This is a genomic window from Kaistia terrae (assembly GCF_026344005.1).
GTDB classification, from domain to species: domain Bacteria; phylum Pseudomonadota; class Alphaproteobacteria; order Rhizobiales; family Kaistiaceae; genus Kaistia; species Kaistia terrae.
This window is the reverse complement of record NZ_JAPKNH010000022.1, coordinates 1-12642: the sequence shown is the minus strand read 5'-3', so window position 1 is coordinate 12642 and position 12642 is coordinate 1. Positions and strand designations below refer to the sequence as shown.

At 60.3% G+C, this 12642-nt stretch carries 12 protein-coding genes; 5 read left to right on the top strand and 7 right to left on the bottom strand.

Annotation, left to right across the window (positions count from 1 at the left end; translation table 11 throughout):
* Nucleotides 1-436 precede the first annotated feature (436 nt).
* Together OSH12_RS25920 and OSH12_RS25915 are read right to left on the bottom strand one after the other, a co-directional pair.
* Nucleotides 437-904: a hypothetical protein gene (locus OSH12_RS25920; RefSeq protein WP_266346539.1), complete on the bottom strand. Its 468-nt coding sequence runs from the start codon at nucleotides 902-904 to the stop codon at nucleotides 437-439.
* Nucleotides 905-1144: 240 nt separating this feature from the next.
* Nucleotides 1145-1846 (bottom strand): outer membrane protein, encoded by a 702-nt coding sequence (locus OSH12_RS25915; protein ID WP_266346538.1) that lies wholly within the window; start codon nucleotides 1844-1846, stop codon nucleotides 1145-1147.
* 570 nt (nucleotides 1847-2416) lie between these two features.
* Between OSH12_RS25915 and OSH12_RS25910 the strand changes: the two genes are divergently transcribed.
* From OSH12_RS25910 to OSH12_RS25900, 3 genes are all read left to right on the top strand, one after another.
* The gene (locus OSH12_RS25910; RefSeq protein WP_266346537.1) at nucleotides 2417-3199 is read left to right on the top strand and encodes a DUF2092 domain-containing protein; all 783 of its coding nucleotides are present in this window, start codon (nucleotides 2417-2419) and stop codon (nucleotides 3197-3199) included.
* A gap of 3 nt (nucleotides 3200-3202) precedes the next feature.
* Nucleotides 3203-3505 (top strand): hypothetical protein, encoded by a 303-nt coding sequence (locus tag OSH12_RS25905; RefSeq protein WP_266346536.1) that lies wholly within the window; start codon nucleotides 3203-3205, stop codon nucleotides 3503-3505.
* A gap of 93 nt (nucleotides 3506-3598) precedes the next feature.
* Complete coding sequence (locus OSH12_RS25900; RefSeq protein WP_266346535.1) at nucleotides 3599-4312, top strand: hypothetical protein; 714 nt, start codon at nucleotides 3599-3601, stop codon at nucleotides 4310-4312.
* 240 nt (nucleotides 4313-4552) lie between these two features.
* Here OSH12_RS25900 and OSH12_RS25895 read toward each other — a convergent pair whose 3' ends face one another.
* The 5 genes from OSH12_RS25895 to OSH12_RS25875 all read right to left on the bottom strand — a co-directional run bounded on the left by OSH12_RS25895 (nucleotide 4553) and on the right by OSH12_RS25875 (nucleotide 10475).
* Nucleotides 4553-5572, bottom strand: coding sequence for an HAD family hydrolase (locus tag OSH12_RS25895; protein ID WP_266346534.1), 1020 nt, complete (start codon nucleotides 5570-5572; stop codon nucleotides 4553-4555).
* A gap of 40 nt (nucleotides 5573-5612) precedes the next feature.
* Complete coding sequence (locus OSH12_RS25890) at nucleotides 5613-6221, bottom strand: OmpA family protein (RefSeq protein WP_266346533.1); 609 nt, start codon at nucleotides 6219-6221, stop codon at nucleotides 5613-5615.
* A gap of 5 nt (nucleotides 6222-6226) precedes the next feature.
* A complete protein-coding gene (locus tag OSH12_RS25885; RefSeq protein ID WP_266346532.1) occupies nucleotides 6227-6646 on the bottom strand; it encodes a cysteine rich repeat-containing protein in 420 nt (139 codons plus the stop codon).
* Between the two features lie 158 nt (nucleotides 6647-6804).
* The gene (locus OSH12_RS25880; RefSeq protein WP_266346540.1) at nucleotides 6805-8445 is read right to left on the bottom strand and encodes an arylsulfatase; all 1641 of its coding nucleotides are present in this window, start codon (nucleotides 8443-8445) and stop codon (nucleotides 6805-6807) included.
* A 224-nt stretch (nucleotides 8446-8669) separates the two neighbouring features.
* Nucleotides 8670-10475, bottom strand: a complete 1806-nt coding sequence (locus OSH12_RS25875; protein ID WP_266346531.1) for an adenylate cyclase — start codon at nucleotides 10473-10475, stop codon at nucleotides 8670-8672.
* Between the two features lie 319 nt (nucleotides 10476-10794).
* On the opposite strand from OSH12_RS25875, the gene OSH12_RS25870 reads away from it, so the two are divergent.
* Both OSH12_RS25870 and OSH12_RS25865 read left to right on the top strand, forming a co-directional pair.
* Nucleotides 10795-11757 carry a formylglycine-generating enzyme family protein gene (locus tag OSH12_RS25870; RefSeq protein WP_266346530.1) on the top strand — a complete coding sequence of 321 codons (963 nt, stop codon included), beginning with the start codon at nucleotides 10795-10797 and terminating at the stop codon, nucleotides 11755-11757.
* Between the two features lie 65 nt (nucleotides 11758-11822).
* Nucleotides 11823-12605 (top strand): outer membrane protein, encoded by a 783-nt coding sequence (locus OSH12_RS25865; RefSeq protein ID WP_266346529.1) that lies wholly within the window; start codon nucleotides 11823-11825, stop codon nucleotides 12603-12605.
* The last annotated feature ends 37 nt before the right edge of the window (nucleotides 12606-12642 follow it).

Genomic DNA, 12642 nt, shown 5'->3' with positions numbered 1-12642 from the left:
GCTTCCCTCAGCGCAGTCACCTAAGCAGCCATTCCGGACTGTCCTCTCCGAACACGCGGACCGCCCAAACCAGCGCTGCCGACTGGACATGTTGATCCGAACCACGCATCGTCCCCGCCTCTTTAGCGACTGTCGACGCTTGAACGAAATTTTCCGCTCTCCGCCCAAAGATTGTCGATGAAGATCGCGCACTGCTAACCGCCGTCCGCTTGGCCGTGTCGACTAGCGTCGTCCGCTTGAGCAATCGTCAGAGTCGCTGGACCCGCCAGGCCCGCAAGCATTCACGGGATCGTTCATGGTCTTGATTGCCGCGGAGTCGGGATTGCTTGTGCAGCCAGCTATCGTGGCCATACAGGCGCTGAATGTCAGCAGTACGAAGAGTTTTTGCATTGGTGCTGTCCCTTTCATTGTTCCGTGAATCTGGTGTTACTGAGTCTCAGGCTTCCCTCTGGTCCTCGATCGCCTTGCCCAGTCGCTCCAGTTCGAGCGAGTAGCAAAAGAGCGAAAAGAGGATAGCGAGAACGGCGATCGCCTTGGCCACGGATTGGCCAAGAGGCGGTAGAAACTCCAAGTCGGGAACGTGACGGAAGAAGATCGTCGAAAACAACGCCCCGCCGAAAAAGAAACTCACGCGTCCGGCAAAAAGTACGACGTGGCCGAAAAAGACGCTGTGCATGGGAGCTATCACGGGGAGCCATCGCAGTCGTAGCCAATACGAGCTCTGCAGCATCGTAACGCCGAAGAGAATGGCCAACTGGGCTCCTCGATCAATCTGCTGAGGCTCACCCAAGCTGGAAAAGAGCCTGTGAAAGCTTGGAAAAATCACACAAAACAACATCAGAGCGGAAGCGGTCTGCACGGACAAAGCCAGCCCGTAGAGGATCGATTTCGTAACGTTGGGCAATTGGTCTCTCGTGATGGCGACTAGCAACTCGCTGCTGTAGCCGGTGAACGCGCGGGTGGTTCGTGTTCGCTTTTCGCCAAAGTCGTCCAACGGTCAGAGCGAGTATCACGACCAACGCACGGTCAACGATATCGTCGTCTTTGGATCAGACTCGGCGCGCCTCAATTGTCGATCATCAACTCGAGCAATCCGTCCGCGCCCATCGTCGCTTTCAGGGAAGGGAGCCTGCTCGAGTGCAGATCAGAATTTATACGCGAGGCGCGCCGTGATCTGGTTCGTATCCAGATCCTGAGAGATGTTGATATCGCCTGGGATGTTAGGCGTGCTGCTTTCATACCGTGTGTAGCGATATTCAACGCCGGTGATCCAATGCGATGAAAGCGCGTATTCCGCGCCCACGCCCACGGTTCCGCCCCATCGAGCCGAGTCGCCCGCATCCACCGAGATGCCTGTTAGGGGCACCTTGACCTCCGACGATGCGAAGGCGAGGCCGCCCGTCACGTAAAACAGGCCGCGATCCATTGCATAACCCAGGCGTCCGCGTGCGGAGCCTACCCAGTTGGTGCGTGCCGTCACAAAGTCTCCGGTGAAGGCTGTAAAGCGCTCCTCGCCAGTAGTCAGGAACGACGCGTCGACTTCCGCACCGAGGACGACCTTGTCGAACTGCCAATTGTAGCCAACAAACAGGCCGCCCAGGACGCCGTCCCTGTTCGTGGAGGATAAGGAAGAGCCGCCGCCTGGCGCCGTGACCGCGTAGGACGTGCTCGTCTGCCCCCATCCCAAATCGCCACCGATATACAGCCCCGACCAGGTCAGTGTTGGCTCGGGGGCCATCTCCTCGACCGGTGCCGGGGCCGTCGTCAGGTCCGCGGCCTGTGCTGCCCCTGCAGCGAAGAGAAGTGTTGGCACGAAGGCGAGGCTATAGATAATGGCATTCGTCATTGTGATGGGCCTTTGCTGGGCTCGTTCTTCCAACGTGTGCCAGCAGCGAAACCAAGACATGCCGCGAGCGCGCAAAACCCGCTGGCGTCAGCGGCGATCGTTCCAGAGCTATCAGGCTCGCTGACGCTTTTCGCGTAGCATCCTGTAGGCTCTATGCCGTGAGCATCGGGGTTCGGACAAAGCTGCGGCAAACGCGGGTTCATCAGAGCTCAATTCCTGGCCAATCTTACCGCGCAGACATCATCGAGAGTTGTAACGAGCCTGAGTGTTGCGCGAACTTGCCGATCTCGCATGCCTTGAACGGCGCGGAACGACGTAGGTTACACCCACACCAAAGACACCGGACGGCAAAGCGCCTAAAGCTTGGTCATGGCACCATGAAGCCATAGGGCAGGGCGTGGGCAACTGTGAGCCGTGAGTCCAAGGCTCGATTGGCCGCCACTTACTCCCGCTCACGGATGTCGCACCCACAGGCTGTCCACCCTTTCCATCCCATCTGCCCAGGGGGAGCCATGCTCGGCGTGACCGCTAAGCCGGCGCCGATCGCTGCCCTCGCAAGGAACAATCCTTATGCAGCACAAGAACCCTCGGCTACGCAGGCGTTCCCTGGCGCTAGCCACCTTGGCCGGGTTGACCGCCCTAAGCGCGACGACCGCACAGGCCGACGATGCCGCCGCGATCCTCAAGGCAATGTCGACTTATGTCGGATCTCAGCAGAACATCGCTTTCACCTTCGATACTGACATCGAGGTGATAACGCCCGATCTCCAGAAGATCCAATTCGCGAGTTCCGGGGATGTCGCACTCAGCCGGCCCGACAAGTTAAGGGCGTCTCGGATGGGTGGTTATGCCGATGTCGCGCTTTATGCGGACGGCACCACGGTAACCGTACTGGGCAAGAATCTGGACGCCTACGCGCAGGCCCCGCTCAGTGGATCGACAGATCAGCAGATCGATCGACTGCGAGCTGAAGTCGGTATCGAGCTTCCAGCAGCTGACCTTCTTCGGGTCGACTCCTTCTCCGCCCTGGTGCAGGGCGTCACGGACGCCAAGAACATCGGCCGTGGCGTGGTCGAGGGGGTGGATTGCCATCATCTGGCCTTCCGCACGGACGAGACGGACTGGCAGATCTGGATCCAGGTCGGCGATCAACCGATCCCCCGCAAGTACGTGATCACCAGCAAGGCTGTGACCGGCGCGCCGCAATACACCCTGGTCGTCAAGGACTGGAAGACGAGCCCAAAGCTTGAGGCTTCCACCTTTGCGTTCACACCGCCGAACGGCGCGAAGAAGGTGGAAATCTCCGATCTGCAGAACATCGACGAAGTCCCATCCAGCGCTCCTTTGAAGTAGGCAATGATGACCCGGAAAACGACCTCTACTTTCAGGCTGGCCATCGCCGTTGTCGTGGGTGCCGCCGCACTTTTCATCAGCGATCAAGCGCCAATAGGTGTCGATGGTATCGGCACTTCAACGGCAGAGGCCATCATCGGCCGCCCCCTGACCCCTATGAGCTACGCCGGCGTGGCGCGACGCACGACTGCGCGGGCCGTGGTTCCTGGCGCCGTTGTCGTCGCGCCCGTGGTTGTGGTGGCGCCACGCCCGGGCTGCTGGCAGGTCGTGAACGCCTATGGCCAGTTGATCTGGCGTTGTCCCTAGCGGCGCCTGAAATGCAGTCCGACCGTTGCAGTGGCTGCTGAAATCAGCCTGAGCCTTCGGGATCATCAACACAGGCAGGAGTGGGAGACTCAATTGTCACGACATCTGAGACTAAAATTAATCGTCACCCTATCGCTGGTCGGCGCGACAGCCGCCCTGGCTCAAGAAGCGCCCAGCGCCATTACGGCGCCCGCTATTAAGAGCATCGGCGTGACGCAGCAGGCGCCCAAGGCCAAGATGGAGCCTTCGCTTATCGTGCTCAACGCTGCTGGCGCCACGATGAAGGACGGAAAGCTGACACTGACCGGCGTCGCTCCGAACTCGATCATGTTTGCCGATCGACCCGTTCGGGCGGCCGGGCATGTGCTCACCACGCATGTGCTCGAGGAATGGGCGGCTGAAGACAGCTTCGCCAAGGATCCGCCCAACGCGACCGTGTCCGTCTTTGCCAAGAACGGCGACGGCGTAAGCGACGCCGTGGTGGTGTTGAAATCGCCGAAGGCGGAGGGGTCGAACATCACATTCGACGTCGAGGTGCTTGAGGGCGATCTGAAGGGCGGCGACGGTTCGGCGGCAGTGTTCATCGACATCATCGGCATGCCGTTCACGCCATTGTCCTATGCCGGTGTTGCCCGCAGATCCGCCTATCGTGGCGCCTGGTATGGAGCTGCGGCCGGAGCGGCCGTTGCTGGCGCTGCGATCGGTGCCGCAGCGGCCTCGCCATACTATCATCCATACGCCTATGCGCCCCCGCCACCCTATCCGTACTATCCGCCCTATGCGGGGCCTTACTACAGACCCTACTGACGAGACCGCAGCGTCGCTGCGGGGGGCTCTCTCTCTGATGGATAAGCAATTTGAGCGCCGACGGCCTTTTGGCCGCCGGCGCTCAAATTTTGAGTAGGCCTTCGCCTACTGCCAGCTTCGCACTTCGATGGAGGCAATTCCGGCCCAAGCGATTTTGGGCGGGAAGGTCGGCCACGGAAGGGAGCGTCCTGCAGGATCCTCTAAAGGAGGGCGCGCACGATTCGCAGGCGCGCCTCTCGTTCACTTCAGCGGCGGAAAGATGACCTTCCAATCGCGCTTCATGTCCACGACGGTCCAGCCGTTCGCCGTCGCTGCATCCAATGCCTTGTCCAGCGTTCCCACCTTGGAAGCGCGATCATAGGCCCACTCGCGCTCTGCGTCAGTGTGGTGAACCAAGCCCTGGAAGCTCGCTCCCTTGCGGGCCGCCGCATATTGCAGCATCTGCAAATCGCCATCCGAATTGCCGAAAGCAAAAATGGGCTGGCGACCGATGAAGCGATTGATACCGACGGGCTTGCCGGGTCCATCGTCAACGAACTCGATCTTGGGTTGCTTGATGAGAACCGGCTTTCCTTCTGTGCCAAGTTCGAATTTGACAACGCCGGACGATCCGACAACCTGCTGTGGCGGAATTCCATACGCTTTCTCGGCGTAGACGCGCATGAACTCGACGCCGCCGCCCGACACGATATAGGTCTGGAAACCATTGGATCGCAGGTAGGTAAGGAGTTCCAGCATGGGCTGGAATATCATCTCGCCATAGGGACGCTTGAAGCGGGGCTCGCGAGCCGTCGCAAACCAGTCGGCCACCGTCTTGTTGAATTGATCCGTACTCATTCCGGATGCGCTGACGGCGATGATTTCGGTGAGCCCCTTTTCGCCTGATTTCATCACCCCCGCCATATCGCCTTCGAGGACAGACTGGAAAGGCTGGGTTGTCTTCCATTCCGGATGGGAGGGAGCCAGCGCCTTGATCTGGTCCAGCGCAAACACGCCCTGATAATAGAACGGCTGCTCCGACCACAACGTGCCATCATTATCGAAGGTCGCGAGGCGCTCCTCAGGCTTGACGAAGTCGGTGCCGCCTTCTTTTTTCACCCTTGCCACGAAATCGATAATGCTGGACTTGACGGTACCGTCATTCCAGGAAGGCAGAGGATCCGTCTGAGCCGAAGCCGGATGGATGTTCCCGGCAAGCCCGAGGGCGATCGTAGCCGACAGAAGAACGCGGCGGCTTATAGTCTGTCTGAACCAATCCATGAAGATCTCCGTGCTTCGAGGAAACTTGCGAGATCGACGGCTACTTGCCGGGCAGATACTTGCCGATATTGATCAGCTGGACGCGGCGATTGATCGGGTTCTTCGGATTCTTCACGTCTTCCAACGCCTCCTCGCCGAGACCGACCGCCTCGACACGGGCGGGGTCGACGCTGAACGTGGTCGTGAGCGCCTCCACCACGGCGTCGGCTCGGGCCTGGCTCAGCGCCAGATTGTCTTTGCGGTTGCCGGTCGTGTCGGTGTTGCCGGTGATGACGAACTTGTATCCGCCCAGAATGGGGTGATGCAGCGCATCGGCGATCGAGCCGATCGTCGAATAGGATTCCGGCCGGATGATCGCCGAATTCAGCGCAAACTGGATCTGCACGTTGATCTGCGCGAGGTTATCCAGCAGTTGCAACGGCTTCCAGGTGATGGGCATGCCCGGATTGTCGATCATGTGCTGCTGCACGGCCTGGCGGATGAGCGCCGCCGAGAGACCGGGAGGGGCGGCCCGCGCCGCGCTCCCCATGGTCTGGACGATCTGGTCGCCGCTCAGCGCCGTCTGCGCGCCGGCATAGGTGAGTCCGCCGGCAAGCATGCCGGCGACAGCGAGCGAAAGAAGCGATGTATTCCGGATCGATCTCGACATGACGCTCAATTCCAGCCAGCGTTGGTAATGGCGGTGGTGCAGCGCTTGCTGACAACCTTCTTGGCTGCGTTCAGGCAGTTGAGGTAATGCGCGTTGCCAGGCGCCGTGCCCTGGCAGAACTGCGTCGCGTCACCCTGGCACGCCTTGGTCACCGCCGCCTGCGCCGCAAGGCGCGCGTTCAGCGACGCCACCACGGTCTTGTAGTCGGCGATGCATTGCGGACTGATCTGCGCGGCCCGCTCCATCAGGCAGTCCTTGAGCGCCCCGCCGCCGAGATTGACCTTGGGACAGTATTTTTCGATGTCCTTGCCGCAGCTCTTGGCGAGCAAGGCGCCAGCTTCCGAATAGCTGATCGTCTGCGCCGTGGATGGTGCAAGGAAGGCCATCGTGAGAATGGCTGCAAGACTGATTTTAGTAGATCGCATGGCACGCGCTTTCCTGACTATTGCCCGTCGAGGGCGGGACGCGTCGACGGCGCGTCAGTCTCTATGAAAAAGGGGGTCTCATGACTTCGGCGGAAGCGTTGGTGCTTCCGCCGAGTAGACGTCAAATCGTCAGTTCCCCGCAGAGGCAAGCCTGGCGGTCACTGCCCTGCCTTGGACGCTTCAATTGCCTTTTCGATCGTCGCCTTCAGATCACCAATGCTGAAGCTCGCGCCGGACTGCATCGGAGGGAACGCCACGAAGGAGGGGGCATATTCGGCGATGACCTGCGCGGGAATCTGGAACCGCCACATTTCGTGCTTAAACGAATCCCAGTAGCCGACGGAGCCTTCCGCGAAGCCGTTGTTCGGCCAGTTCATCCGTTCAAACGGATCGTGACGGAGATTCGTCAAGATCGGCATGTTGGGCGTGTTGACCGAGCCGATCCAACCCTGCGGCTGATCGATGAACTGGTACTTGTAGTTGTCATACCGCAGGGCGCCGAGCTTTGTCTGGGCGAAATACCAGACTTCACGGCGCTTCGAAGGACCTTCGCCCCTGAGCATGGCGGTCTGATCATAACCGTCCAGGTGCACCTTGTAGGACTTCTCACCGAGGGGCTGACCCTTGAGAAGCTGTTCCTTGATATCGGGATTGCCAGCGGCCGCCACGAGGGTAGGGAACCAGTCCAGACCTGAGATGATTCCGTTGGAAACGGAACCAGGCTTGATCTTGCCAGGCCAGCGAATGATCGCAGGGGCGCGGAACGATCCTTCGGTTACCATGCCCTTGGCGCCGGCAAACGGCGTCGTGCCGCCATCTGGCCATGTGTAAACCTCAGCACCATTGTCCGTCGTGAAGAGGACGATGGTGTTGTCTTCCTGGCCGCTGTTCTTCACCCAGTCCAGCACGACGCCGACATTGTCGTCGAGTTGCTTGAGCGCCGCTTCTTCGAGGCCGAAATCGGTCTCGGGATTCCGCATCGCCTGATATTTCGGCGACAGGTAGGTGTTCACATGGGCTCGGGTCGGGTTCATCCAGACGAAGAAGGGCTTCTTGTCCGTCTTCGCCTTTTCCATGAACGCGACTGTCGAGGCGCTGATCACCTCGTCGAACGTCGTCATATCGTATTTGATTCCAGGCATCGGTCCGGGTGGGAGCGGGCCCTCATCGACAATACGTTGCTTGCCAATCTTCCCCCAGCGTGGCTGTTCGGTGGGATCATCGACGTTGGTCGCCCAACTGTGGATCAGATTGCGGGGGCCGATAGTCGCTTTCCATTCTGGCGGATAGGTGTTCCAGAAGGGATCTTCCATCGCGTTCAAATGGTACAGATAGCCAAAATACTCATCGAAACCGTGGGCGGTCGGCAAAAACTGATTGCGGTCACCAAGGTGGTTTTTGCCAAACTGACCCGTTGTGTAACCCAGCGATTTCAAAGCTGTTGCAATCGTCGGCGCCGCCTCAGGCATACCCAGCGCGGAGCCTGCTTGGCCGACCGTTGTCAATCCGGTTCGGATCGGCAGTTCGCCAGTGATGAAGTTGGCGCGGCCTGCGGTACAGCTCGCCTCGGTATAATAGTCGGTGAAGCGCATCCCCTCGGTAGCGAGCCGGTCCAGGTTTGGTGTCGCGTTGAGCATCATCCCCTGGTTGTAGGCGCCGAGATTGGACCAGCCGACATCGTCACCCATGATGACGAGGATATTGGGTTGCGGGGCGGACTGGGCCTGCGCGGCGCTCAGTGTCGCCAGGGAGACCAGCGCCGAAGCGCAGAGCATGACCGAACGGGAGATCGCCCGCATGCATATCCGACTTGCTTTTCCGACATCGCCCGCTATTGCGCTCTTGCTGGCCGATATCGCTTTGATGCTTTGCTTCATGAGAGACCTTCCCTGACGATTATACCGCAACCGCAACGTTCAAGCGGTAGCTAGGAGTAAATCCAGGTTAAGGGGTACCAGCCGCGCAAAGCGGGCGCGTGTATCATCCTGTAGCCTCTATGGCTTAGGACCTACGGCGAGCCTGCCTAGGGCTTGGACAGATCTGTTGGGGAATTGATGGCTGGGGAAACAGCCGTATCCTTTTCCAGGACCGGGAAACCCGCCTTTCGTGCCCCGGCAATAAGCCTTGTTCTGTCGACCGACGTGAACCCCCTCTTGGAAAGTTCGGCATCCATATCGTCGAAGAACCGTGGCCGCATCCGGAGGAACGCTTCTCTCTCAACCTTGGCTTCATCCGGCATTGCCGCCTCGGCGTAGATGACTGCCGCCACGACATGGTAGAGCGGAAATTCGGGCAGATTGGCCTGCTGTATCAAGGTGACAGCCTGGGGGATGTCGCCCTTCATATAGGCCGCCAAGGCAAGAACGCCGTTGTAGAAGCCGGCATATCCGGGGTTGCGATCCAGAGCCTGCTTCATCAGGGCGACGCCCCGGTCCCAGTGACCGCTCATCGCAAGTCGACTACCAAATTCACCCAGGAGTTCGGTGTAGTTCGGATTGAGTTCCAGGGCGCGATCGCCGATCCGCATCGCTTCAGTAGGCTGCAGGTCAAAGTATAGGGCAGTCATGAGGGCCTGGGATGCGCGAACGTTGGCGGGATCGATATAGACAGCCTTTCGCGCGGTATTGAGCGCTCGTTGGATGGCAGGCTCTTCGTTCGGCTGCGGATTGAACCCGAACCTGTCCTCATCGAGGTAGACGTAGGCCAGCATGGCCCATGCCGTGGCGTAGTCGGGATAGCGTGCAATGGCCTCCTCAAGGCAGTTTCGAACCTCGCCATGAGATGTTGGGTTTAACTGCAGTCGATACGCATAGAACCGCAGCGTGCAGCCGTACGCCTCGATATCATCGGGCGGTGCCTGCTGTTGCCTGCCGGCACGTTGCTCGTCGGCGCGGAAAATGATGCCATATGGCTGTGCCAAGGTTGTGGCGACGTTCCGGGCCACGTCTTGCTCGACTTCGACCATATCCCGAGAATGCAGGTCTTCATCATAGGCATGGGACCAAAGGACCGCGCCCGTATTGAGGTCCACCAGCCGACTCGTGACACGAAGCTTTTGCCCGGACGTTCTGACAGCCCCCTCAACCGAAAAGCGAACGCCGAGCTGCGTCCGGAGGCTATTTCCATCGGTCTCGGCAGAGATCTTGCTTGAAGTCTCTCTTCCGTAGACCGTCAGCTCTCGAAACCGGGCTAGTTGGCCTATGATCTCCTCAGTGAGGCCTGCAGCGTAGAGCTTGGTCGTGGCATCGTCATCGAGAGCCGAAAACGGCAGAACAACGATCACAGGGCTTTCCGGGCCGGCATTGGTGGCCTTTTCCGGTGGGTGGTTCCGTCCTCCCTGGAACCAATAGATGAGCCCGGCCAAGAAAATTGTCGCTAGGAACAGGACGAGGGCGCCCGCGGCACGCCATGGCCGCCCTTTGGGAGGCTCTATCGGATCTTTCGCCGCCTCCGGCGTTTCCAAAGAAGCGACCGGGACGTCGCGGCGGGCGAAAGTTGGCGTATATCCACCCTTTGGAATCGATATGACGATCGGGTCGCTGGTGCCCGCGGTCAAATAGTAGCGCTCAAGCGCCGCCCTGAGGCGGCTGGCCTCGATCCGAACCACGGGATCGTTCTGGGCATCGAAGCTGGGCCCGCGGCCGAAAACCTCAAGCGCGATGGAAAATGCCTTGAGCCGTTCCGCCCGACCCGCAACAGTCTCATTGACGACGTAGCTCAGAAAATGACTGACGCGGTCCGTGACGTGAAAATCAGGACTCGCCAAGATCCGGCTCAGCTGCGCCTCAACCTCAGCTGGTTTGGCGGAAATGCCGTCCGGAAGCTGCACTTTTGTCCGAGTACTCTGCGGCACACATCATCCCCGGCATCCGTGGACATCATCAAACAAGCGCAGGCCTAGTCCGCTTCGGGCGAAGGTCCATATGTATGTTACACATTCCGTAGAGGTCCCGGCCAACTTTTTCAAGGGGCGGCAGTCTATTTACGATCAAGTGGATAGGGGGCAAGTTAACTTGGATTCTCTTATCAGCTTCGTTGCCGAACGTAGGATACATTCACCCCAGCGACAGCGTAGCGGCCGCCCCATAAGTTCGACGAACACACGCTGATTCGCTCCCATGCAGGACATTCAGCAAGGGGACGAGACGATGCAGAATGCCACCGCAAAAGCTGCGGATCGCGAAGAGACCGGCATGGTCCACATTCCCGGCGGCACGTTCCGCATGGGTTCGGACGACCACTATCCGGAGGAGAAGCCGCCCCACCGCGTCACGGTGGACGGGTTCTTCATCGATCCGACGCCGGTGACCAACGCGCAGTTTCGCGCCTTCGTCGAGGCGACCGGCCATGTCACCTTTGCGGAAATTGCCCCGGATCCGAAGGACTATCCCGGCGCCCTGCCGCATATGCTGAAGGCAGGCTCGCTGGTGTTCACGCCGCCCAGCCATCCCGTCGACACGCGCGACTGGTCGCAATGGTGGGCGTTCCGCTTCCGCGCCAACTGGCGCCGGCCCGCCGGACCCGGCAGCTCGATCAAGGGCCTGGACGACCATCCCGTCGTGCATGTCGCCTATTCCGACGCCGAAGCCTATGCGCGCTGGGCCTGCAAGGGACTGCCGACCGAGGCGGAATGGGAATTCGCCGCGCGCGGCGGGCTGGACGGCGCCGAATATGCCTGGGGCGACGAGTTCAATCCGGGCGGGCGCGAGATGGCCAATACCTGGCAGGGCCAGTTCCCTTCCGAAAACCTGATGACCGACGGCTATCTGCGCACCTCGCCCGTCGGCGCCTACCCGCCCAATGGCTACGGCCTCTACGACATGATCGGCAATGTCTGGGAGTGGACGAGCGACTGGTGGTCGACGCGCCACCCCGCCGATGTGCCGAAGGCCTGCTGCGTGCCGGAAAACCCGCGCGGCGGTCCGGTCGACGCTAGCTACGACCCGCGCATACCGGCGATCCGCATTCCCCGCAAGGTGCTGAAGGGCGGATCGCATCTTTGCGCGCCGAACTATTGCCGCCGCTATCGCCCGGCGGCCCGTCATGCCGAGGCGATCGACACCTCGACCAGCCATGTCGGCTTCCGCTGCGTCCGGCGTCCGACAACCTGAGAAAACGATTCATTGGACTCCAACTTTGGAGGCCGAGATCTGCGCATGCTACCTTCCGAGGGAAAATGAGAGCCTTCTGCCTGCATGTCCCGCTTTTGCTTGCCGCCATGGCAGCTCCAGCGGTCGCCGCCGATCTGGCGCCGCAGCCGGTCGAAACCGTCGCCCCCGCCGAGGCTTGGCGCTTCCAGGCCACCCTCTATGGCTGGGCTGCAGGCGTCAGCGGCGACGTCGGAGTTCTGGGGCTGCCGCCCAAGAGCATCGACATCACGCCATGGGACGCCATCGAGGACCTCCACGGCGCGGTGATGGGATCCTTCCTGGCCGAGTATGGCAACTGGATGATCCTGACCGACCTGATGTGGGTCAAGGTCGGCAGCGACGGGCCGGTCGGCAGCAATCGCGGCCAGATCGACTTCGTGCAGAAGCAGTTGACGGCCTCGGGGCTGGTTGGCTACCGGCTGCCCGTCAACATCCCCAATCTCCAGCTGAGCGCGACGGCAGGCTTCCGCTATCAGCACCTGAACGTGTCCCTGGACTTCGACGCGGCCGATCCGCAGTTCTCTTTCGATGCAGACCGGACCAAGCAATGGATCGACCCGACCGTCGGCCTGAGCCTGCACTATGATTTCAACGACCGCTGGTTCATCAACGCGCTCGGCGACATCGGCGGCTTCGAGGTCGGTTCCAACCTCACCGCGCAGGGTTTCGCCGCCGTTGGCTACAACTGGACCAAGACGATCTCGACCGCACTCGGTTACCGTGTAATTTACACGGACTACGAGAAGGACGGCTTCGTCTACGACACCACGCAGCAGGGCGTCTTCACGAGCCTTGGTGTGCATTTCTAGACAGATCTGATCCGCCAAACCGATTTCAGGAAGGGTT

Coding starts and splice junctions, on each gene's coding strand:
- OSH12_RS25915 (WP_266346538.1), bottom strand. CDS start 1,846: ATGACGAATGCCATTATCTATAGCCTCGCCTTCGTGCCAACACTTCTC.
- OSH12_RS25910 (WP_266346537.1), top strand. CDS start 2,417: ATGCAGCACAAGAACCCTCGGCTACGCAGGCGTTCCCTGGCGCTAGCC.
- OSH12_RS25905 (WP_266346536.1), top strand. CDS start 3,203: ATGATGACCCGGAAAACGACCTCTACTTTCAGGCTGGCCATCGCCGTT.
- OSH12_RS25895 (WP_266346534.1), bottom strand. CDS start 5,572: ATGGATTGGTTCAGACAGACTATAAGCCGCCGCGTTCTTCTGTCGGCT.
- OSH12_RS25890 (WP_266346533.1), bottom strand. CDS start 6,221: ATGTCGAGATCGATCCGGAATACATCGCTTCTTTCGCTCGCTGTCGCC.
- OSH12_RS25885 (WP_266346532.1), bottom strand. CDS start 6,646: ATGCGATCTACTAAAATCAGTCTTGCAGCCATTCTCACGATGGCCTTC.
- OSH12_RS25880 (WP_266346540.1), bottom strand. CDS start 8,445: ATGCGGGCGATCTCCCGTTCGGTCATGCTCTGCGCTTCGGCGCTGGTC.
- OSH12_RS25870 (WP_266346530.1), top strand. CDS start 10,795: ATGCAGAATGCCACCGCAAAAGCTGCGGATCGCGAAGAGACCGGCATG.
- OSH12_RS25865 (WP_266346529.1), top strand. CDS start 11,823: ATGAGAGCCTTCTGCCTGCATGTCCCGCTTTTGCTTGCCGCCATGGCA.